This is a genomic window from Citrobacter sp. FP75 (genome assembly GCF_018342065.1).
In the GTDB taxonomy this organism is placed as follows: domain Bacteria; phylum Pseudomonadota; class Gammaproteobacteria; order Enterobacterales; family Enterobacteriaceae; genus Citrobacter.
Window position 1 is genome coordinate 140,151 of sequence record NZ_JAFDOE010000001.1, and the last position, 21,693, is coordinate 161,843.

Annotated in this window: 18 protein-coding genes, 1 pseudogene and 1 other annotated feature; of the genes and pseudogenes, 13 read left to right on the forward strand and 6 right to left on the reverse strand. The window is 53.8% G+C overall.

Going from position 1 to position 21,693, the window contains the following annotated elements; genetic code table 11:
* The first annotated feature begins 18 nt into the window (after positions 1-18).
* Together acrR and mscK are read left to right on the forward strand one after the other, a co-directional pair.
* Positions 19-663: a multidrug efflux transporter transcriptional repressor AcrR gene (gene acrR, locus JQ822_RS00670; RefSeq protein WP_213131846.1), complete on the forward strand. Its 645-nt coding sequence runs from the start codon at positions 19-21 to the stop codon at positions 661-663.
* Between the two features lie 126 nt (positions 664-789).
* Entirely contained in the window at positions 790-4,155 is a 3,366-nt protein-coding gene (gene mscK / locus JQ822_RS00675) for a mechanosensitive channel MscK (RefSeq protein WP_213131847.1), read from the forward strand.
* A 94-nt stretch (positions 4,156-4,249) separates the two neighbouring features.
* Here the strand turns inward: mscK and JQ822_RS00680 are convergent.
* From JQ822_RS00680 to priC, 3 genes and pseudogenes are all read right to left on the reverse strand, one after another.
* Positions 4,250-4,339 (reverse strand): annotated as a pseudogene (locus JQ822_RS00680) (Rpn family recombination-promoting nuclease/putative transposase); the annotation flags it as partial.
* A 32-nt stretch (positions 4,340-4,371) separates the two neighbouring features.
* Positions 4,372-4,539 (reverse strand): pleiotropic regulatory protein RsmS, encoded by a 168-nt coding sequence (gene rsmS / locus JQ822_RS00685; protein WP_213131848.1) that lies wholly within the window; start codon positions 4,537-4,539, stop codon positions 4,372-4,374.
* 14 nt (positions 4,540-4,553) lie between these two features.
* Entirely contained in the window at positions 4,554-5,081 is a 528-nt protein-coding gene (priC, locus tag JQ822_RS00690; protein ID WP_213131849.1) for a primosomal replication protein N'', read from the reverse strand.
* A 69-nt stretch (positions 5,082-5,150) separates the two neighbouring features.
* Between priC and JQ822_RS00695 the strand changes: the two genes are divergently transcribed.
* From JQ822_RS00695 to htpG, 6 genes are all read left to right on the forward strand, one after another.
* The gene (locus JQ822_RS00695) at positions 5,151-5,528 is read left to right on the forward strand and encodes a DUF454 family protein (protein WP_213131850.1); all 378 of its coding nucleotides are present in this window, start codon (positions 5,151-5,153) and stop codon (positions 5,526-5,528) included.
* 154 nt (positions 5,529-5,682) lie between these two features.
* Positions 5,683-6,234, forward strand: a complete 552-nt coding sequence (apt, locus tag JQ822_RS00700) for an adenine phosphoribosyltransferase (protein WP_213131851.1) — start codon at positions 5,683-5,685, stop codon at positions 6,232-6,234.
* A 101-nt stretch (positions 6,235-6,335) separates the two neighbouring features.
* A complete protein-coding gene (dnaX, locus tag JQ822_RS00705; protein WP_213131852.1) occupies positions 6,336-8,261 on the forward strand; it encodes a DNA polymerase III subunit gamma/tau in 1,926 nt (641 codons plus the stop codon).
* Positions 7,594-7,658 (forward strand) — a sequence feature (DnaX frameshifting element). (Overlaps the previous gene by 65 nt.)
* 62 nt (positions 8,262-8,323) lie before the next feature.
* Complete coding sequence (locus tag JQ822_RS00710; protein ID WP_003021764.1) at positions 8,324-8,653, forward strand: YbaB/EbfC family nucleoid-associated protein; 330 nt, start codon at positions 8,324-8,326, stop codon at positions 8,651-8,653.
* On the forward strand, positions 8,653-9,258 hold the full coding sequence (gene recR, locus JQ822_RS00715; RefSeq protein WP_213131853.1) for a recombination mediator RecR: 606 nt from the start codon (positions 8,653-8,655) through the stop codon (positions 9,256-9,258). Before JQ822_RS00710 ends, recR begins: the two co-directional genes overlap by 1 nt.
* 110 nt (positions 9,259-9,368) lie before the next feature.
* On the forward strand, positions 9,369-11,243 hold the full coding sequence (htpG, locus tag JQ822_RS00720) for a molecular chaperone HtpG (protein ID WP_213131854.1): 1,875 nt from the start codon (positions 9,369-9,371) through the stop codon (positions 11,241-11,243).
* A 57-nt stretch (positions 11,244-11,300) separates the two neighbouring features.
* On the opposite strand, the gene JQ822_RS00725 is transcribed toward htpG, so the two are convergent.
* Together JQ822_RS00725 and JQ822_RS00730 are read right to left on the reverse strand one after the other, a co-directional pair.
* Entirely contained in the window at positions 11,301-11,987 is a 687-nt protein-coding gene (locus JQ822_RS00725) for a GntR family transcriptional regulator (protein WP_213131855.1), read from the reverse strand.
* 37 nt (positions 11,988-12,024) lie between these two features.
* A complete protein-coding gene (locus tag JQ822_RS00730) occupies positions 12,025-13,935 on the reverse strand; it encodes a PTS fructose transporter subunit IIABC (protein WP_213131856.1) in 1,911 nt (636 codons plus the stop codon).
* Positions 13,936-14,176: 241 nt separating this feature from the next.
* On the opposite strand from JQ822_RS00730, the gene JQ822_RS00735 reads away from it, so the two are divergent.
* The 4 genes from JQ822_RS00735 (at position 14,177) to hemH (ending at position 19,274) form a co-directional block, all read left to right on the forward strand.
* Positions 14,177-16,468, forward strand: coding sequence for a pyruvate formate lyase family protein (locus tag JQ822_RS00735; protein ID WP_213131857.1), 2,292 nt, complete (start codon positions 14,177-14,179; stop codon positions 16,466-16,468).
* 5 nt (positions 16,469-16,473) lie between these two features.
* On the forward strand, positions 16,474-17,382 hold the full coding sequence (locus JQ822_RS00740) for a glycyl-radical enzyme activating protein (RefSeq protein ID WP_244848670.1): 909 nt from the start codon (positions 16,474-16,476) through the stop codon (positions 17,380-17,382).
* Positions 17,383-17,547: 165 nt separating this feature from the next.
* Complete coding sequence (gene adk, locus JQ822_RS00745) at positions 17,548-18,192, forward strand: adenylate kinase (RefSeq protein ID WP_096758027.1); 645 nt, start codon at positions 17,548-17,550, stop codon at positions 18,190-18,192.
* A 119-nt stretch (positions 18,193-18,311) separates the two neighbouring features.
* Positions 18,312-19,274, forward strand: a complete 963-nt coding sequence (gene hemH / locus JQ822_RS00750; protein WP_213131858.1) for a ferrochelatase — start codon at positions 18,312-18,314, stop codon at positions 19,272-19,274.
* Here the strand turns inward: hemH and aes are convergent.
* Entirely contained in the window at positions 19,271-20,230 is a 960-nt protein-coding gene (gene aes / locus JQ822_RS00755) for an acetyl esterase (protein WP_213131859.1), read from the reverse strand. The genes hemH and aes overlap by 4 nt on opposite strands.
* Positions 20,231-20,383: 153 nt before the next feature.
* On the opposite strand from aes, the gene JQ822_RS00760 reads away from it, so the two are divergent.
* On the forward strand, positions 20,384-21,688 hold the full coding sequence (locus JQ822_RS00760; RefSeq protein WP_213131860.1) for an inosine/guanosine kinase: 1,305 nt from the start codon (positions 20,384-20,386) through the stop codon (positions 21,686-21,688).
* Positions 21,689-21,693: the final 5 nt, after the last annotated feature.

A 21,693-nucleotide genomic window follows, 5' to 3' on the forward strand; every position in this document is an offset into this window, starting at 1 on the left:
CTGTAAATTCACTAACATATGGCACGAAAAACCAAACAACAAGCGCAGGAAACGCGTCAGCACATTCTCGATGTTGCTTTGCGTTTGTTCTCACAACAAGGGGTCTCTTCCACCTCGCTTGCGGAGATCGCAAAGGCCGCTGGCGTCACACGCGGTGCAATCTATTGGCATTTCAAAAACAAGTCGGATTTATTCAGTGAAATCTGGGAGCTGGCAAAACCCAATATTGATGAACTAGAGACTGAGTATCAGGCAAAATTCCCTGGCGATCCACTATCAGTATTAAGAGAAATTTTAGTTTACGTTCTTGAAGCTACTGTGACAGAAGAACGCCGACGTTTATTGATGGAGATTATATTCCACAAATGCGAATTTGTCGGGGAAATAGCGACAGTTCAACTGGCGCAACGCAGCCTGTGTCTTGAAAACTATGACCGTATCGAACAGACTTTGCGCAACTGCATGAGTGCAAAAATGTTGCCGGAGAATCTGAACACACGCCGCGTGGCGGTGTTACTGCGAAGCTATCTTTCCGGAATTTTAGAAAACTGGTTATTTGCACCAGAGTCTTTTGATCTGAAAAAAGATGCGCGTGAATATGTCGCCGTGCTGCTGGAAATGTGTCTGCTTTGCCCTACGTTGCGCGTGGCGGAGACCTGTTAACCCGCGGGTTCGATACCAGGAATTCTCCTGGAGGCTTTCCCTCCCGCTATTCTGCCTGTCACAGCCGTGATATTCTATCCGCTTGACTATTTTCGGTCACTTTTCCGGTTAGAAACGTTCATTCTCATGACTATGTTGCAGCTATATAAACGTTCACAGCATCTCATTGCTATTACAATTATTTTCTTCATTCTATTGCTGTCTTGCCAGTCATCAGCATTTGCGCGAGCGCAACAGAATGGCGAACTGCCGACGAAAGCGGATATTCAGAGCCAGCTAGATACGCTGAATAAACAAAAAGACCTTTCTGCGCAGGATAAACTGGTTCAGCAGGATCTCGTCGAGACTCTTGCCACGCTGGATAAAATAGAGCGCGTGAAAGACGAGACCGTGCAACTTCGTCAGCGAGTTGCTCAGGCACCAGAGAAAATGCGCCAGGCGACGGACGCATTGAATGCGCTCAACGATGTCGATAACGACGACGAAACCCGAAGAGTGCTGGGTTCACTTTCTTCAAGTCAGCTGGAAGCGCGGTTAACGCGCGCGCTGGAAGAACTGCAAAGTAATCAAAACGATCTCGCCACTTATAACAGCCAACTGGTGTCATTACAGACACAGCCGGAGCGCGTACAGAATGCCATGTACACGGCGTCTCAGCAGTTACAGCAAATCCGCAATCGTCTAAGCGGCACAAGCGTTGGTGAGGGCGCATTACGTCCCACTGAAGAAGTGTTGTTGTTAACGCAGCAGGCGCTGCTCAATGCGCAAATAGATCAACAGCGTAAAAGTCTGGAGGGAAATACGCTGTTGCAGGACACCTTGCAAAAACAGCGTGACTATGTGACGGCCAACAGCAATCGTCTGGAACATCAACTGCAGATCATGCAGGAAGTGCTGAATAATAAGCGTCTTACAATAAGCGAAAAAACGGCGCAAGAGGCTATTTCGCCGGATGAAGCCGAAAAAATTCAGTCCAACCCGTTGGTAAAGCAAGAACTGGAGATAAACCATCAGCTTAGCCAACGTCTGATTACGGCGACGGAAAACGGCAATGTACTGGTCCAGCAAAATATCAAAGTCAAAAACTGGCTTGACCGGGCGCTGCAGTCGGAACGCAACATTAAAGAGCAAATCGCCGTACTGAAGGGCAGCCTGCTGCTGTCGCGCATTCTGTATCAGCAGCAACAAACGCTACCGTCGGCAGATGAGCTTGCCGATATGACTAACCGGATTGCCGATCTGCGTCTGGAGCAATTTGACATAAATCAGCAGCGCGATGCACTTTTTCAGAATGATGCCTTCGTTGCCAAACTGGAAGAAGGGCACAGCAATGAAGTGAACGGCGAAGTGCATGATGCACTGCTACAGGTTGTGGATATGCGTCGAGAATTGCTGGATCAACTGAACAAGCAGTTGGGTAATCAGCTAATGATGGCTATTAACCTGCAGATTAACCAGCAGCAGTTAATGAGCGTATCGAAAAACCTCAAGAGTATCCTCACTCAGCAAATCTTCTGGGTTAACAGTAACCGCCCAATGGACTGGGACTGGGTGAAATCTTTCCCGCAAACGCTGAAAGACCAGTTTAAGTCGATGAAAATCACCGTGAACTGGGAAAAAGCCTGGCCGGCGGTGTTTATCGCATTCCTGGCCGGCTTACCGCTGTTGCTGGTGGCAGGGCTTATCCGTTGGCGCCTGAAATGGCTGAAAGCGTATCAGGCGAAACTTGCCGCCGCGGTCGGTAACTTGCGTAATGACAGCCAGCTCAACACGCCAAAAGCGATACTGATTGATCTGGTTCGCGCCTTACCAGCATGCCTGATTATCCTCGCCGTAGGGTTGATTCTGCTGACTATGCAACTGAATGTCAGCGATTTGCTGTGGGCATTTAGCAAGAAGATGGCGGTTTTCTGGCTGGTATTTGGCTTGTGCTGGAAGGTCCTGGAAAAAGATGGCGTGGCGATCCGCCACTTCGGTATGCCAGCGAAACAAACCAGCCACTGGCGTCGCCAGATTGTGCGCATTAGCCTCGCGCTGTTGCCGCTGAATTTCTGGTCGGTGGTCGCTGAACTTTCGCCGCTCAACTTGATGGACGATGTGCTTGGCCAGGTTGTTATTTTCCTGAACCTGCTGCTGATCGCGTTCCTGGTGTGGCCAATGTGCCGCGAAAGCTGGCGTGATAAGGAATCGCATGGTTTGCGTCTGGTGACGATTACCGTACTGTCGATTATTCCGATCGCGCTAATGGTGCTGACGGCGACCGGTTATTTCTATACCACGCTGCGTTTATCCGGTCGCTGGATTGAGACCGTATATCTGGTGATTATCTGGAACCTGTTGTACCAGACGGTACTGCGTGGGTTGAGCGTCGCGGCGCGCCGAATTGCCTGGCGCCGTGCGCTTGCCCGTCGCGAGAACCTGGTGAAAGAGGGGGCCGAAGGTGCTGAGCCACAGGAAGAACCCACCATTGCACTGGAGCAGGTAAACCAGCAAACGTTGCGTATTACGATGCTGCTGATGGTGGCTCTGTTTGGCGTTATGTTCTGGGCAATATGGTCCGATCTGATCACCGTGTTCAGCTATCTCGACAGCATCACGCTCTGGCATTACAACGGAACAGAGGCCGGGGCCGCCGTGGTGAAAAATGTCACCATGGGCAGCCTGCTGTTTGCAATCATTGCGTCAATGGTGGCATGGGCGCTGATCCGAAACTTACCGGGCCTGCTGGAAGTGTTAGTGCTCTCGCGCCTGAAAATGCGCCAGGGGGCATCGTACGCGATCACCACGATCCTTAATTACGCGATTATTGCTATTGGCGCGATGACGGTCTTCGGTTCGCTCGGCGTATCGTGGGATAAATTACAGTGGCTGGCAGCGGCCTTGTCGGTCGGTCTCGGTTTCGGCTTACAGGAAATCTTCGGTAACTTTGTCTCGGGCCTGATTATTTTGTTTGAACGCCCGGTGCGTATTGGCGATACCGTCACGATTGGCACTTATTCCGGGACCGTCAGTAAGATTCGTATCCGTGCGACCACCATTACCGACTTTGATCGCAAAGAAGTGATCATCCCGAACAAAGCGTTCGTGACCGAGCGACTGATCAACTGGTCGCTCTCGGATACCACCACGCGTCTGGTGATCCGCATCGGTGTTGCCTACGGGTCAGATCTCGATAAAGTGAAGAAAGTGCTGCTGCAGGCGGCAATGGAGCACCCGAAAGTGATGCACGACCCCGAGCCGGCCGTGTTCTTTACCGCTTTCGGTGCCAGCACGCTGGATCATGAACTGCGCTTGTATGTCCGTGAACTGCGCGATCGTAGCCACACGGTAGATGAACTTAACCGTGCGGTCGACCGTCTGTGCCGTGAGAACAACATTGATATCGCCTTTAACCAGCTCGAGGTTCACCTGCATAACGCCAAAGGTGATACCGTGACTGAGGTTAAGCGTGACATTAGCAAAGGTGATGATCCAACGCCTTCGCTGAGCTAAGTTCAGTACAGGGCGGCGATAATGCCGCCCTGATTGCATCTAGTGTGCAAGCGTGACGAGTTCTTCCGTTGTCACGCCAGTAAGATCCGTAATTGGCGGCAATGGCGTAGCGCATCAGGCGAAAGGCCATGAATTTATCTGGCTTGCTCTGGTGTTCGATCAGTGCGTAAACGTAGGCAGGACCCTCACTGATGCCAACGACAGACCAGACGGCAATTAATCCGTTTGCGAGGCGTCTTCCGCACTTTTTAGTTTGTTTTCATAATCACGCATGACGATTTCCAGCGCACGTAGCACCGTTCGGGCAGGTAAGTGATTCTCCTCAAGCAAGACGATCAAATCGACGGCCAACTTGACCTCGTCTGGGGCGTTTTCAAGTGACATACTTTCTCCGACGGCTAACGGGTTATACGCGCAAGTACGTTTTCTATTCTTTCCAGCGCATGGCGACAGCGTGCCAGACGCGCCTCGAAGGCTTCGACTTCCCGGTGCAGGCGCTGCTGCTCCTCAAAACCGGTTGCCTGAGCCAGTTGAGCCTTACGCTCGCGCGTCATCTCGACCAGCCGGCGTTCATATTCCTGATGTTGAACGCGTTTGCGCTGCCAGCGGGCAAGCCCTGGCGATGCGCTGTCCCATTCTCTTAGCGACCAGGTAGCCGTTTCGCGCGCAATAGCCTCCAGTTGTGAGGCCAGATGTTCAGCAAGCCAGGCAACTTGTGGGGCTTGCTGGTGTTCAACGGCATGACGTAACGCGCTCAGGTTGGTATCAGCTTCATCCAGACAGGCCTGTAACCGCGTGCTGCGGGTGCGAAAAAGATGGCGATCGAAACGAGCGCTGAGCGTTGCGTGATGTGCCAGCGGGGCGCAAAGCTGCCGCAGGCTGTTGAGCTGGCTTTCGAGCTTCTGAAGCAGCAGGGCGGTTTTCACGAGAACACTCCGATGAAAATGAGAACCGTTATGCTAAAGTAGCGATTCTCTGTGTTAAGTATTGATATTATGCAACGCATTATTCTAATCATCATTGGCTGGATAGCGGTAGTGTTAGGCACGCTGGGTGTGGTTTTACCCCTACTGCCCACGACGCCGTTTATCCTGCTGGCCGCCTGGTGTTTTGCCCGCTCATCGCCGCGTTTCCACGACTGGCTGCTTTACCGTTCGTGGTTCGGCGGTTATCTGCGCCACTGGCAGAAACACCGCGCGATGCCGCCAGGAGCAAAGCCGCGCGCTATTGCGTTTATTTTGGTGACGTTTGGCGTTTCGCTGTGGCTGGTCGAGATGATGTGGGTACGCGGGCTGCTGTTGGTTATTCTCGCCTGCTTGTTGATTTTTATGTGGCGGATCCCGGTGATTGATGAAAAACAACAAAAGCAGTAAAGCGCAATAATCGCTGTTGCAATTGTCTCCCACAGCCAGTAAATTCGACCGTTTTCGAGCACAGGTGCCGATGGTCAAAGGTTAAGCAAATGTAACCCTGGATCTCATTTTTCGTGCGCCGTGAAGTAATACCGTATCAATCAGGCACAAACTTATGACCGCAACTGCACAGCAGCTTGAGTTTCTCAAAGATAGCATTAAAAGCATCAACGACTACCCAAAACCGGGCATTCTTTTCCGCGATGTCACCAGCTTGCTGGAAGACCCGAAAGCTTACGCACTCAGCATTGAACTGCTGGTTGAACGTTACAAAAATGCGGGCATCACCAAAGTTGTCGGCACCGAAGCGCGTGGCTTCCTGTTTGGCGCGCCAGTTGCATTGGGTTTAGGCGTCGGGTTCGTTCCCGTGCGTAAACCACGTAAGCTTCCGCGTGAAGTGATTGCGGAGAGCTATGAGCTGGAATACGGCACCGATCAGCTGGAGATCCATGTTGATGCTATCAAGCCGGGCGACAAAGTCCTGGTGGTGGACGATCTGCTGGCTACCGGTGGCACGATAGAAGCGACCGTGAAGCTGATCCGCCGTCTGGGCGGCGAAGTGACCGATGCTGCGTTTATCATCAATCTGTTCGATCTGGGCGGCGAACAGCGCCTGGAAAAACAGGGTATTACCAGTTATTGCCTGGTGCCTTTCCCAGGACACTAATCAGTTAAGCAGTACCTGACGACACAACCTCGCCGTCGCTGCGAGGTTGTGGTAGCATTACCCCCCTGTGAATCCACCCTCCAGTCTTTCAGAGCCTGCCAATGAGTTATCAGGTCTTAGCCCGAAAATGGCGCCCACAAACCTTTGCTGACGTCGTCGGCCAGGAACATGTGCTGACGGCACTGGCTAACGGCTTGTCGTTAGGGCGTATTCATCATGCTTATCTTTTTTCCGGCACCCGTGGCGTCGGAAAAACCTCTATCGCCCGTCTGCTGGCGAAGGGACTCAACTGTGAAACCGGCATTACCGCCACACCTTGCGGGGTGTGCGACAACTGCCGTGAAATCGAGCAGGGGCGTTTTGTCGATCTGATTGAAATTGACGCTGCGTCGCGCACCAAGGTCGAAGACACCCGCGACCTGCTGGATAACGTCCAGTACGCGCCCGCACGTGGACGCTTCAAGGTCTATCTGATCGACGAAGTGCACATGCTGTCGCGTCACAGTTTTAACGCCTTGCTGAAAACGCTCGAAGAGCCGCCAGCGCACGTTAAGTTCCTGCTGGCGACCACCGATCCGCAGAAGCTGCCGGTTACTATCCTGTCGCGCTGTTTGCAATTTCATCTTAAAGCGCTGGATGTTGAGCAAATTCGCCATCAGCTTGAGCATATCCTCAATGAGGAACACATCGCTCATGAACCGCGCGCGCTGCAATTGCTGTCTCGCGCGGCAGACGGCAGCCTGCGCGATGCGTTGAGCCTGACCGATCAGGCGATTGCCAGCGGTGATGGACAGGTTTCAACGCAGGCGGTGAGCACCATGCTCGGCACGCTTGACGACGACCAGGCGCTGTCTCTGGTTGAGGCGGTGGTTGCCGGTAATGGCGAACGCGCGATGACGCTGGTCAATGACGCTGCCGCACGCGGCATTGAATGGGAAGCGCTGCTGGTTGAGATGCTGGCATTGCTACACCGTATTGCGATGGTTCAGCTATCGCCCGCCGCGCTCGGCAGCGATATGGCCGCCATTGAACAGCGTATGCGCGAACTGGCGCGGACCGTGCCGCCTACTGATATTCAACTGTATTACCAGACTCTGTTGATCGGGCGAAAAGAACTCCCGTATGCACCGGACAGGCGCATGGGCGTAGAAATGACGCTGCTGCGGGCGCTGGCTTTTCATCCGCGCGTGCCGCTACCGGAACCTGAAGTGCCACGCCAGTCGTTTGCACCGGTGGCAACTGCTGCGGTAATGACGCCGACGCAGGCCCAGGAGCAGCAACCTGCGCCTGGGCATCAGGACGTGCCGCTGTCTGAGGCGACCAGCCAGGTCCTGGCTGCGCGTAGCCAACTGCAGCGTGCTCAGGGAGCGACCAAAGCAAAAAAGAGTGAACCGGCAGCCGCATCCCGCGCGCGGCCGGTGAATAATGCTGCGCTGGAAAGACTGGCTTCGGTGTCGGAACGCGTTCAGGCTCGCCCTGCGGCTTCTGCGCTGGAGCAGACGCCTGCGAAAAAAGAAGCCTATCGCTGGAAGACGACCAATCCCGTCGCAGAAGTCAAAGAAGTCGTGGCCACGCCAAAAGCGTTGAAAAAAGCGCTGGAGCATGAAAAAACGCCGGAACTGGCGGCAAAGCTGGCGGCGGAAGCCATTGAGCGCGACCCGTGGGCCGCGCAGGTCAGTCAGCTTTCACTGCCCAAGCTGGTGGAGCAGGTGGCGCTCAATGCCTGGAAAGAAGATAAGGGTAACGTGGTTTGCCTGCACCTGCGTTCCACGCAGCGGCACCTCAATTCCAGCGGTGCGCAGCAACGGCTTGCCGAAGCGTTGAGCACCTTAACGGGCTCAGCGGTTGAATTGACTATCGTTGAAGATGATAATCCTGCGGTGCGTACGCCGCTGGAGTGGCGTCAGGCCATTTATGAAGAGAAACTCGCGCAGGCGCGTGAGGCAATTATTGCGGATAATAACATTCAGACGCTGCGTCGTTTCTTTGATGCGGAGCTGGACGAAGAGAGTATTCGCCCCATTTGATCGTAAGCCATTTTCCATGGTTTTATGGTTGTCATCCCTTAACGTGATTGAGAGAGAAGCCTATGTTTGGTAAAGGCGGTCTGGGTAACCTGATGAAACAGGCCCAGCAGATGCAAGAAAAAATGCAGCAGATGCAGGAAGAAGTCGCCAAGCTGGAAGTGACCGGCGAATCTGGCGCTGGTCTGGTGAAAGTGACCATCAACGGCGCGCATAACTGCCGTCGCGTGGAAATCGATCCAAGCCTGCTGGAAGACGACAAAGAGATGCTGGAAGACCTGGTTGCTGCGGCGTTCAACGATGCGGCGCGCCGCATTGAAGAGACCCAGAAAGAGAAAATGGCCTCCGTTTCCTCCGGTATGCAACTGCCTCCTGGCTTTAAGATGCCGTTCTGATGCAAACCAGCCCGCTGTTAACTCAGCTTATGGAAGCACTGCGCTGTCTACCGGGCGTTGGCCCGAAGTCAGCACAGCGCATGGCGTTCGCGCTACTCCAGCGCGATCGCAGCGGCGGGATGCGTCTGGCGCAGTCGTTAACGAAGGCGATGTCGGAAATCGGCCACTGTGCTGATTGCCGCACCTTCACCGAACAAGACGTATGCAACATCTGTGCGAATCCGCGTCGTCGGGAAAACGGCCAAGTTTGCGTGGTAGAGAGTCCAGCGGATATCTACGCCATTGAGCAAACGGGGCAGTTTTCTGGCCGTTATTTCGTGCTGATGGGACATCTGTCGCCGTTGGATGGTATCGGGCCTGATGATATCGGGCTTGATCGTCTGGAGCAGCGGCTGGCGTCTGAGCAAATCAATGAAGTGATCCTGGCGACTAACCCGACGGTCGAAGGTGAGGCTACTGCCAACTACATTGCCGAGCTGTGCATGCAATATGACGTTGAAGCCAGCCGTATCGCCCATGGCGTGCCGGTCGGCGGCGAGCTGGAAATGGTCGATGGCACCACGCTGTCGCACTCTCTGGCAGGGCGTCATAAGATTAAATTCTGAACAAACGGAAGCCGCGACGGCGGCTTCCGCTTGAAATCTTTCCCGCTTGTCCCCATTTCACCCTCAACGTGTTTTTACCATTAAAAATGGCATTGTTGAGGTAGACCTACATGAAAGGACAAGAAACTCGTGGTTTTCAGTCAGAGGTAAAACAACTTCTGCACCTGATGATCCATTCTCTGTATTCCAATAAAGAAATCTTCCTGCGTGAGCTTATCTCTAACGCCTCGGATGCGGCAGACAAGCTGCGTTTCCGTGCACTGTCTAACCCGGATCTGTATGAAGGTGACGGTGAACTGCGCGTGCGCGTCTCCTTCGATAAAGATAAGCGTACGTTGACCATTGCCGATAACGGCGTGGGGATGAACCGCGATGACGTTATCGATCATCTGGGGACCATTGCCAAATCCGGTACCAAATCTTTCCTCGAATCTATGGGTTCCGATCAGGCGAAAGACAGCCAACTGATCGGTCAGTTCGGGGTCGGTTTCTATTCCGCGTTTATTGTTGCTGACAAAGTCACCGTACGCACCCGTGCGGCGGGCGACAAACCTGAGAACGGCGTGTTCTGGGAGTCTGAGGGTGAAGGCGAATACACCGTGGCCGACATCACCAAAGACGATCGCGGCACCGAAATCACTCTTCACCTGCGTGAAGGGGAAGATGAGTTCCTCGATGACTGGCGCGTACGCTCCATCATCAGCAAATATTCCGACCATATCGCGCTGCCGGTAGAGATCGAAAAATCCGAAGAGAAAGACGGCGAGACCGTGGTTTCCTGGGAAAAGATCAACAAGGCGCAGGCGCTGTGGACGCGTAACAAGTCAGAAATCAAAGATGACGAGTACAACGAATTCTATAAGCATATCGCCCACGATTTCACCGACCCGCTGACCTGGAGCCACAACCGTGTGGAAGGTAAGCAGGAGTACACCAGCCTGCTGTACATCCCGTCGCAGGCGCCGTGGGATATGTGGAATCGCGATCACAAGCACGGTCTGAAACTGTATGTCCAGCGCGTGTTCATCATGGACGACGCCGAGCAGTTCATGCCGAACTACCTGCGCTTTGTGCGCGGTCTGATAGATTCTAACGATCTGCCGCTGAACGTATCCCGTGAGATCCTGCAGGACAGCGCCGTCACCCGCAATCTGCGCAGCGCGCTGACCAAACGCGTGTTGCAGATGCTGGAAAAACTGGCGAAAGACGATGCAGAAAAATACCAGACCTTCTGGAAACAGTTTGGCCTGGTACTGAAAGAAGGTCCGGCGGAAGACCACGCCAACCAGGAAACCATCGCGAAGCTGATGCGCTTTGCCTCTACGCACACTGACTCTTCTGCGCAAACTGTATCGCTGGAAGACTACGTGTCGCGGATGAAAGAAGGTCAGGAGAAAATCTACTACATCACCGCAGACAGCTATGCGGCGGCGAAGAGCAGCCCGCACCTGGAGCTGCTGCGTAAGAAAGGCATCGAAGTCCTGCTGCTTTCTGACCGCATCGATGAGTGGATGATGAACTACCTGACCGAGTTCGATGGCAAGCCGTTCCAGTCCGTAGCCAAAGCTGACGAATCCATCGACAAGCTGGCGGATGACGTTGACGAGTCGGCAAAAGAAGCGGAAAAAGCGTTGACGCCGTTCGTTGAGCGCGTGAAAACCCTGCTGGGCGATCGGGTGAAAGAAGTGCGTCTGACCCACCGTCTGACCGACACGCCGGCCATCGTCACCACCGATGCGGATGAAATGAGCACCCAGATGGCGAAGCTGTTTGCCGCTGCGGGTCAGGCCGTACCGGAAGTGAAATACATCTTTGAACTCAACCCGGACCACGTGCTGGTAAAACGCACTGCGGATACCCAGGACGAAGCGCAGTTTAAAGAATGGGTTGAACTGCTGCTGGATCAGGCGCTGTTCGCCGAGCGCGGCACGCTGGAAGATCCTAACCAGTTCATCCGTCGTATGAACCAGCTGCTGGTGTCATAATCTTCACTACACGCTGAACATCACCACAAAAGGCAACGCAGGTTGCCTTTTTTATGCTTAGCGCATCGATACCGTCGTCACACTGTTGGTCGCCAGTGTTTCCTGGGTGTACTGCGCCAGCTCGCCACTTTGCAAATAGACTTTGTGCTTAATGTACAGGCTGATTTGTCCTTCTGGTAAGCGTAACAGCCAGGCCTCATCTGCATTGAGTATTTTTCCCGACCAGATTTTCACATCGTGACTGATGGCATAACCACAGGTCTGCTCAATGTAGTGCAGCACCGACTGGCGGCAGTTTTCCTCGGTGAACGCCGGGAACAGCGCGCGTGGCATCCAGGTTTCTTCAATAATAGTGGGCTGCTGGTTAATGATGCGCATGCGACGATAATGGATCATCGGCGCTTCTGGCGGTAAATCGAAAAGCGTGGCGATCTCCGCATGGGTCGACTGTGCGTCGTAACTGAGCACCACGTTATCCAGCGTCTGATCGCGGTGTATACGCTCAGACAGGGTAATGACGTTGTTGTCCTGATAAAACTCCGGCGGGTTCACGAAAATCCCTGAACCCTGCCGGGTATGGACAAAAGATTCTCTTTTCAGGCGCGCAACGGCTTTCTGAATAGTCGGCCGACTGACGCCATAGCGCTCTGCAAGAGCATGTTCACCTTCCACCGGCTCACCGGCAGCGTATTCCCCTTTGAGAATTTTCTCTCTTAACAACAGATAGATATCAAGATACTTCATGGCGTCCGTTCTGGCGCGTCTTAAGGCGCGCCCTTGGTTAGGCTTGCGATTGAACGAGAAATTGCTGTTTTTTCGCCATTCTAAGTCGTTTGAGCGCAATAGCAATTGTGGCAGTCGTGATAATGCCACCGCTCATTGCGATCAACGCCATCAGCGGCCGATCGAAACCGCCGAGCAGAACGATGATTGGCCCGCCATGCGCGACATTGCAATGTAGACCAAAAACAAAGCCGAGAATGCATGCCACCGCAGAGCCAATCATGTTAGCCGGGATAACCGACAGCGGATCGCGGGCAGCGAAAGGAATTGCACCCTCAGAAATCCCAACCAGACCCATGGCTGCCGCCGCTTTGCCGTTTTCGAACTCTTCATCGTCAAATAAACTAAAGCGTCTGCCGATAAATGCCGCCAGCGCCATACCCAGTGGTGCAACCGGAATAGCGGCCGCCTGCGCGCCCATAAATTGCGTTTGTCCCTGGGCGATAAGACCCACGCTGAACATGAAGACCACTTTGCCAAACGGTCCGCCCATATCAAAGCCCTGCATCAACCCCATCACCAGGCCAATTAAAATAATGTTGCCTGTGGAAAGGTTGGTCAGCAGATGATTCAGGAAGGCCATCAGATCGGCCACCGGCGCGCCGATCACAAAGATAAACAATGCGGCGATGAAGGCGGTGCCTGCTATAGGCGCAATCATGATAGGCACCAGCGGGAGCAACATTTTGTGCCATGAAAGGTGCGTCAGCCAGCGGATGAAATAGCCTACCAGCAGACCGGCAATAATCGCGCCGATAAACCCACATCCTGCGCTGGCACCGTAAAACGAGCCAGTATTGGCAATCCAGCCGCCGATAAGCCCAGGAGCCAGCGCGGGCCGCTCGCCAATCGCGAACGCAATATACCCAGCGAGGACCGGGATCATCAGCGTGAAGCCAACGACACCGACATTCAACACCTGATTCCACAGGCTTCCCTCCGGGATAGCCAGTCCGGACGGTGTTGGTACGCCGCCCAGCGCCAGCGCCAGGGCGATCATCAGCCCGCCGGTCACCACAAACGGGATCATATAGGAGACCCCGTTCATCAGCGACTTGTACAACTGGCTGCGCACAGTGGTGTTCGATGCCTGGGACTTTGTTGTTGTTCTCGCCTGGTAAGGCTGTGCCGCCAGCGCCTGGTGAATCAATCCAGGCGCATCTTTGATTGCCGCTTTAACGCCTGTAATAATCACCTTTTTGCCGTCAAAACGCTCCAGATCCACCTGCTTATCGCAGGCGACAACAATGGCTTCAGCCCGGGCGATATTGGCTTCGCTGGGCGCATTTTTGACGCCAATAGAGCCGTTGGTTTCAACAATGGCTTCATAGCCCATTTCCGCCGCGGCTTTTTCCAGCATCTCTGCAGCCAGGTAGGTGTGCGCAATGCCCACCGGGCATCCGGTTACGCCGATGATCAGCCCACGCGGAGCCGCAATATTGATTTTTGCGTGAGGCTCTTCTTGCTGGCAGAAATAGTCCACGATCGCCTGAGCGTCCTGGCAGGCGAGGATCTGCCTGACGCTGTCATCTTCAACCAGCCGCGAAGAGATCTGCGCCAACACATCGATGTGCGCAGCGCTAGCCTGTTTTGCTGATGCGATCATCAGGATCAGGTGAGTCGGCTGGTTATCTTCCGCGCCATAGTCAATGCCCTGACGGCTGATACCAATCGCCACAGCCGGGGATAAAACGCTGTCGCAACGTGCGTGCGGTAGCGCAACGCCGCCTTCAAATCCGGTATTGCCTGTTTCCTCTCTTGCCCATACCTCCTGGAGAAATGTTTCTATGTCGCGAATCTTATTCGCGCGCAATAACAGGTCGGCAAGTTCGGTGAGTGCCGCGTCTTTTTGGGTTGATTTGAGATCCAGACAAATCAACGCTGGTTGAACAAGGTCGTTTATCTTCACAGTAGACTCTCTATGATTATTTGTATTTACAACTTTTTCAGAGGCTAAAAGTTTACCTGCGAAATGATCTTGATATTGATCATCTCTTAAGACGCGGATCTGGCCATTATTTCCGTTATGCAGGCTATTTCACACATTATTGTTGGTGATGATTTGTTCATTTGCTGATTTTTGATGCAGGTCAAAGATTGTGATTTGTAATTACAAGTTAATAAGGGACGTTTCTTTTGGAGGCAGGGCCGTGAGCAAACAAGCGATTATCGCCGAACAAGTTGATGTGAATAAAAAGATCCCGTGCGAAAAGAGCCCGGAAGAACAACTCGTGATTATGGAAGCCTACACCAGGGCATTTCAGTCAACCCCAGACCGTATTCAGCGCGAGGTCCGCTGCTTGCAGGCGCTTTATCCCACGCTGTTCCGCCGCCCCTGTGCAGACGATCTGATTCTGGGGCGCGTCGATGCGCTGCCGATTGGCTTTGGCTGCGTCACCTCCGTTGGCGGCGTGGGTCACTACTGTAATTTTGTAAAGCTGGATCAGTTGCGGGGAACGCTGGAGACCTCCGCCCAACAACAAAGAGTCGATGTGCTTGAGCGCTTCTGGCGTGAGCATGACACCCGTTCCGTCTATTTTCGCCAGGCGCTTAGCGATGACACTCTCGGCAAATTTGTTGACGTTAACTTCCCGGCGATTGCGACGGCGCGTTTAAGCGGCATGTATCTGGATTATCCGCAGCTGATGGCACTCGGGATCGGTGGATTGCTGCAACGCATAGATCAGTTGCAACAGCAGGCTGAACTCGCCGGAGATGAGGCAGCGGTGCAATTACAGCAATCTTTCAAGGATGTGCTGGGAATTTTGCAGCAGGTGATTGACCGACACATTGAGATTGCCGCAGATGAAATGGTGAATTGCACAGACGCCGGGCGTTGCAAGCATTTGCTGCTGCTAATGAGTGAGCTGGCCGCTATCCGTAATGACAAACCCGCGACGTTTATTCAGGGCATTGAGCTGAGTTGGCTCTATAGCCTGTGTGCTGGCGTGGTGAATTACGGGCGTATGGATGACTATTTGGGCGATTTGCTGGTGGCGGATCTTGAAGCCGGACGTCTCACGGAACGCATGGCTATTGATTGTATCCGTTCCCACTACCGCCTGATTGAAGCGCGGAAAACCACGGTGAATGGGCGCGTGGTGGTTGGCGGGAAAGGGCGGCGGAACCCGAAAAATGCGGATACCTATTGTCGACTGGCGATCCAGGCCGTTGAGGAAAATGGTGATACGGAACCGCAATTTACCTTGCGTATTTATCAGGGAATGGACAGCACTATCTGGCAACAGGCGCTGACGGTGATTGGCACCGGCCTGACCTATCCCATCCTGTATAACGATGACGTCAATATCCCGGCGGTGATGAATGCGATGCAGGTGCAGGAAACGGAGGCAGAGCAGTATGTTCCTTTTGGCTGCGGTGAGTTTGTGCTGGCCGGGCGAAGCGTGGGCACCCCGAATACCTGTATTAATCTGCTTAAAATTCTCAATATTTCGCTTAGCGGCGGCATCGATTTTTGGGATGGTAAACAAAAAAGCGGTGGCGTGGCGTTAACCCCGCCAGAGCAGATAACGTGCTTTGATGAGGTGCTGGGTAACTACCAGCGATTGCTGGATTACTACATCGATATTACGGCGCACGCTCAGGCGTTGTCTTATCAGGTAATGAATGAACAGGTTGGCTTTTTGTTCACTTCGATCCTGACGGCAGACTGCGTGGCGCGCGGCAAGGCGCTGCTTGACGGTGGCGTACGTTACCTCGGTGGTACAAACGAAACGTACGGCAATACCAATGCGGCAGATTCACTGACGGCGATCAAACAGGTGATTTTTACCGAGCAGCGTTATGACTATGCGACATTGATTGCGGCGCTGAAAGCAGATTTCGTGGGCTATGACGACCTGAAGCGGGCGTTGATTGCAGCGACCAAATTTGGCAATGACGACAATGCGGCGGATGATCTTGCGGTGATGATGCATCGCTATGTCTGTAGCGGAGTACGTGACGCGGCGAAGCGGGTCGGGCTGGACAGTTATCTGGTCGTGATCATCAACAACCAGGTGAATACTGAATGGGGGCGTGCGACCAGTGCGTCAGCTGACGGACGGCATAAAGGCATTTACATGAGCAACGCCAACAACCCGCAGAGCGGTGCAGATAAAAATGGCCCGACGGCGATGCTGAACTCGCTGCTGAAACTGGAAGCGAAATATCACGCTGGTTCGGTACAAAACATCAAATTTAGCAAAGGGCTGTTCAACACCCGCCGTCCGCTGGTGGAAGCGTTGATGCACTCATATTTTGAGCGCGGTGGACCGCAGTTGATGGTCAGCGTGGTCGGAAAGGGCGAGCTGGAGGCGGCGTATCAACACCCGGAAAACTACCCCAATCTGATTGTTCGTGTTGGCGGATTTAGCGCGCGTTTCGTCAATCTGGACAGAGATGTACAGCAAGAAATCCTGAATCGTACGCTGAACGACTGAGGTGGATGATGAGCGAAGCGGGCACGGTTTTTGATATTCAGAAATTTTCACTGCACGATGGGCCGGGGATCCGCACCACCATCTTTCTGAAAGGATGCCAGATGCGCTGCGTCTGGTGTCACAATCCGGAATCGCTGAGAGCCGAAAAGCAGCTGGCGTTTCTGGAACATAAGTGCCAGCAATGCCGGCTCTGCGCAGAGGTTTGTCCGCACGGGTGTCACCAGTTTTCCCTGGGGCGGCATGAGATTGACTATGCCGCCTGCCAGGCGTGCGGACGCTGTGTTGAGGCATGTCCGGCGCAGGCGCTTAAAATCTACGGGCAGACCCGAGAGGTTGCTGAAATCATTGCTGAGGTTATCAAGGATAAACCCTACTTTGACAAAACCGGGGGCGGAATAACTTTGTCCGGAGGGGAAGCCATGTTCCAGTTCCCCTTTGCGCTGGCGCTGGCAAAAGCGGCGAAAGTCGCCGGTTTGCACGTCTGTATTGAAACCAACGGCGCCTCGCGACCTGAGCGGTATCGCGAAATTGCCCCGTGGGTGGATCTTTTTCTCCTCGATTATAAAGTGACCGACGCGCGTGCACATAAAGCGCACACCGGTATTGCCAAACGTGTGGTGGAGACCACGCTGGAAACGCTCAACGAGATTGGCGCACGGGTGATCCTGCGCTGTCCGCTGATTCCTGGCTATAACCTCAACGATGAGCATCTGGCTGCGATCCGCGCGATAACAGAGCGCTACGCGGCGGTCCTGCATAGCGAAATATTGCCATACCATAACCTGGGCATGGCGAAACATCGTGAGCTCGGACAGATCCCCGTTTGCACGATCAGCGTACCGGATGAGGCTGCGGTGGTGCAGGTGCTGGAAAAACTGCATCAGGACGGAGGAAAGGAGATCCGCCGAGGATAAGAGTGGCTTCATAAGCAGAATATAGAAAGCGTGATGAAAGATATTTCACGATATCCCGCCGTTAAACGTTTCAGCGCCAAGCGCCTTTCTTGAGACAATTGCGTGATGGTGGTATCGTTTAGCGCTTTTTAAAAAATATCGACAACCTTTAAGGGGATTTTCGTAATGCGTATCATTCTGCTTGGCGCTCCGGGCGCGGGTAAAGGAACTCAGGCTCAGTTCATCATGGAGAAGTATGGTATTCCGCAAATCTCCACCGGTGATATGCTGCGTGCTGCCGTGAAATCTGGCTCCGAGCTGGGCAAACAAGCGAAAGACATCATGGACGCCGGTAAACTGGTGACTGATGAGCTGGTGATCGCGCTGGTAAAAGAGCGTATTGCACAGGAAGACTGCCGTAATGGCTTCCTGCTGGACGGCTTCCCACGCACTATTCCGCAGGCTGACGCCATGAAAGAAGCGGGTATTGTGGTTGATTACGTTCTGGAATTCGCTGTACCGGACGAACTGATCGTTGACCGTATCGTTGGTCGTCGCGTTCACGCGGCATCTGGCCGTGTGTATCACATCAAATTCAACCCGCCTAAAGTTGAAGGTAAAGACGATGTGACCGGCGATGAGCTGACCACCCGTAAAGATGACCAGGAAGAGACCGTACGTAAGCGTCTGGTTGAATACCATCAGATGACTGCTCCGCTGATTGGTTACTACCAGAAAGAAGCGGAAGCGGGTCAAACTAAATACGCGAAAGTTGACGGTACTCAGGCCGTTGCCGCTGTTCGCGCAGACCTTGAAAAAATCCTCGGTTAATCCGTGAATGCCCGATGGCGCTACGCTTTCGGGCAAATCTTTACCTCTCGCAGCAATTAGTTCTTCTTCCTCGCTTTTCCGCTACAATTATCAACAATTTGAATCAATAAGAGGCGGTAATGCGTCAGACGAAAACCGGTATCCTGCTGGCTAATCTCGGCACTCCCGATGCCCCAACTCCCGAAGCAGTTAAACGTTACCTGCGTCAGTTTTTAAGCGACACACGCGTGGTCGATACCTCCCGTTTGCTGTGGTGGCCGCTGTTGCGCGGTGTGATCTTGCCGCTGCGCGCGCCGCGCGTGGCGAAGCTGTACCAGTCAATCTGGATGGATGAAGGCTCGCCGCTGATGGTCTATAGCCGCCGTCAACAGCAGGCGCTGGCAGGAGCCCTGCCTGATACGCCGGTCGCCCTGGGGATGAGCTACGGTTCACCCTCGCTGGAAAGCGCGGTTGATGAATTATTAGCGAGCGGCGTTGAGCACATTGTGGTGTTAACGTTGTACCCGCAATATTCCTGCTCAACGGTGGCCGCAGTGTGGGATGAACTGGCGCGAATTTTAGCGCGTAAGCGCGCGATCCCCGGCGTCTCTTTTATTCGCGATTACGCGGACGATAGCGCCTATATTGACGCGCTGGCCAAAAGCGCCCGCGACGCGTTTGCCCGGCACGGCGAACCCGATTTACTGCTGCTTTCCTATCACGGCATTCCGCAACGCTACGCCGATGAAGGCGATGACTACCCGCAACGCTGTCGCGATACCACGCGTGAACTGGTTTCGGCACTGGGTTTAGCGCCGGAAAAAGTGATGATGACCTTCCAGTCGCGCTTCGGTCGGGAGCCGTGGCTGACGCCGTATACCGACGAAACACTGAAAATGTTGGCGGAAAAAGGGACCCGACATATTCAGGTCATGTGCCCGGGCTTTGCCGCTGATTGCCTCGAAACGCTGGAGGAAATCGCTGAGCAAAACCGGGAGATTTTCCTCGACGCTGGTGGTCAGAAATATGAATACATTCCGGCGCTGAATGACGCACCGGAGCATATTGAGATGATGCTGAAATTGACCGCCGCCTATCGCTAAAGCTGGGCTCTGAAGTAACGTGCGCCATCCCGTAAGGCATCGTCGGCGGTTTTCATCATTCGCGAGTAGTGCAGGAAGGCGTGCAGCGTGCCGGGGTACATTTTGTACTGACAGGGTTGCTGATGCGCCTGTAGCGTCTGGAACAGCAAGCGGCTGTCGTCAATCAGCGGATCAAACTCCGCGCCAGCGATAAAACACGGCGGCACATCGCGGGTGAGATCGTTGTTAAATAAACAATAGTAGGGTGACTCGCGATCGTCGGCGCTGCGCAGGTAGGCGTCTTCGTACATCTGCAGGTCTTCGCGCGCTAAGCCATCCCATGCTCCGCCCATCAGCCGTCGGCTGAGTGAATCCTGTAAACCGTACAGCCCGTACCACAACAGCACGCCCGCAACGTTACCGCAGGCAATTTGCTTATCGCGCAACCATAGTGCGCTGGCGAGCGCCAGCATGGCTCCGGCGGAATCACCGGCAAAACCAATATTCTCCACGTTGAGGGAATAGTCGCCAGCGTGTTGCTGAAAGTACTGACAGACGGCGACAATCTCTTCGATGGCCTGAGGGAAGCGCGCCTCCGGTGAGAGCGAATAGTCGATGCCAATCACCGTGCAGCGTGTGTAGCTCGCCAGCAAACGCATAATGCGATCGTGCGTATCCAGATTCCCAAGAATAAAACCGCCGCCGTGTAAATAGTACAGCGTGGCTTGTGTGTGGGGCTGCGGGGAATAAATCCGCGTAGCAACCGGGCCGTATACGGTAGAAATGACGCATTCCCGGGTGCTCATCTGTGGGGCATCGGCATTCCAGAACTGGCGTTCGTGCACATAGTGCTGGCGTTGGGCAACGAAATCATCCGTGGCGGGCCACGGCGGCAGATCATCGCGATGAAAATTCACCACGCTTTTCATTTCGTCTGAAATTCTGTCGAGTACGGGGATCTTGTTTTCCGGCTTCATAAAACGCTCCTTGTGAACGGTGAGCTATTGTAGAAATTAACGCCGGATAAACTGCGATCTCACCGTCCGATATTGAAAATTAGCGCCGCGTCGTGCGTTCAGGATGGAATGTGCTACCATGCACCGCTCAGTTAACCACCCGTAAAATCGACCATGAAATTTCCCGGCAAACGCAAATCCAAACACTATTTTCCCGTCAGCGCGCGCGATCCGTTGCTGCAACAAATTCAGCCTGAAAACGAGACCAGCGCCGCCTGGGTTGTCGGTATCGATCAAACTCTGGTGGATATAGAAGCCAAAGTTGATGACGACTTTGTGAGACGTTATGGATTAAGCGCCGGGCATTCTCTGGTGATTGCTGACGATGTTGCTGAGGCGCTCTATCAGGAGCTGGTGCGTGAAAACTTAATCACCCATCAGTTTGCGGGCGGCACTATCGGTAACACCATGCACAACTACTCTGTGCTGGCGGATGACCGCTCGGTGCTGCTGGGCGTCATGTGCAGTAATATTGAGATTGGCAGCTACGCGTATCGCTATTTATGCAATACCTCCAGCCGTACCGATCTGAACTACCTGCAGGGCGTTGACGGTCCTATTGGTCGCTGCTTCACGCTGATTGGGGAATCCGGTGAGCGTACCTTCGCCATCAGTCCTGGTCACATGAACAAACTGCAGGCGGACAGCATTCCTGAGTCGGTGATTGCCGGAGCCTCTGCGCTGGTCCTGACCTCGTATCTGGTGCGCTGTGAGCCGGGCGAGCCAATGCCGGAAGCGACCATGAAGGCCATTGAGTTTGCCAAAAAACACAATGTTCCGGTGGTACTGACCTTAGGGACCAAATTCGTTATTGCGGATAACCCGCAGTGGTGGCAGGAATTCCTGAAAGAGAACGTTTCCATTCTGGCGATGAACGAAGAAGAGGCCGAAGCGTTGACCGGCCTGAACGACCCGCTGCTGGCGTCTGACAAAGCGCTGGATTGGGTGGATCTGGTGCTGTGTACCGCCGGTCCGGTGGGCCTGTATATGGCCGGTTTTACGGAAGATGACGTCAAACGCAAAACTCAGCATCCGCTGCTGCCGGGAGCCATTGCTGAGTTCAACCAGTACGAGTTCAGCCGCGCAATGCGCCATAAAGACTGTACCCATCCGCTGCGTATTTATTCGCACATTGCCCCGTATATGGGTGGACCGGAAAAAATCATGAATACCAACGGCGCGGGTGACGGTGCGCTGGCGGCCCTGCTGCATGATATTACGGCGAACAGCTATCATCGCGGCAATGTGCCGAACTCCAGCAAACACAAATACACCTGGCTGACCTATTCCTCGTTAGCGCAGGTGTGTAAATATGCCAATCGCGTGAGTTATCAGGTGCTTAACCAGCATTCACCGCGCCTGACGCGCGGATTGCCGGAACGTGAAGACAGCCTCGAAGAGGCTTACTGGGAGCGTTAAATCTT

Bases quoted from the DNA above. Each gene is read 5' to 3' on its own strand.
- acrR (WP_213131846.1), top strand. From the start codon at position 19: ATGGCACGAAAAACCAAACAACAAGCGCAGGAAACGCGTCAGCACATT.
- mscK (WP_213131847.1), top strand. From the start codon at position 790: ATGACTATGTTGCAGCTATATAAACGTTCACAGCATCTCATTGCTATT.
- rsmS (WP_213131848.1), bottom strand. From the start codon at position 4,539: ATGTCACTTGAAAACGCCCCAGACGAGGTCAAGTTGGCCGTCGATTTG.
- JQ822_RS00695 (WP_213131850.1), top strand. From the start codon at position 5,151: ATGCAACGCATTATTCTAATCATCATTGGCTGGATAGCGGTAGTGTTA.
- apt (WP_213131851.1), top strand. From the start codon at position 5,683: ATGACCGCAACTGCACAGCAGCTTGAGTTTCTCAAAGATAGCATTAAA.
- dnaX (WP_213131852.1), top strand. From the start codon at position 6,336: ATGAGTTATCAGGTCTTAGCCCGAAAATGGCGCCCACAAACCTTTGCT.
- JQ822_RS00710 (WP_003021764.1), top strand. From the start codon at position 8,324: ATGTTTGGTAAAGGCGGTCTGGGTAACCTGATGAAACAGGCCCAGCAG.
- recR (WP_213131853.1), top strand. From the start codon at position 8,653: ATGCAAACCAGCCCGCTGTTAACTCAGCTTATGGAAGCACTGCGCTGT.
- htpG (WP_213131854.1), top strand. From the start codon at position 9,369: ATGAAAGGACAAGAAACTCGTGGTTTTCAGTCAGAGGTAAAACAACTT.
- JQ822_RS00725 (WP_213131855.1), bottom strand. From the start codon at position 11,987: ATGAAGTATCTTGATATCTATCTGTTGTTAAGAGAGAAAATTCTCAAA.
- JQ822_RS00740 (WP_244848670.1), top strand. From the start codon at position 16,474: ATGATGAGCGAAGCGGGCACGGTTTTTGATATTCAGAAATTTTCACTG.
- adk (WP_096758027.1), top strand. From the start codon at position 17,548: ATGCGTATCATTCTGCTTGGCGCTCCGGGCGCGGGTAAAGGAACTCAG.
- hemH (WP_213131858.1), top strand. From the start codon at position 18,312: ATGCGTCAGACGAAAACCGGTATCCTGCTGGCTAATCTCGGCACTCCC.
- aes (WP_213131859.1), bottom strand. From the start codon at position 20,230: ATGAAGCCGGAAAACAAGATCCCCGTACTCGACAGAATTTCAGACGAA.
- JQ822_RS00760 (WP_213131860.1), top strand. From the start codon at position 20,384: ATGAAATTTCCCGGCAAACGCAAATCCAAACACTATTTTCCCGTCAGC.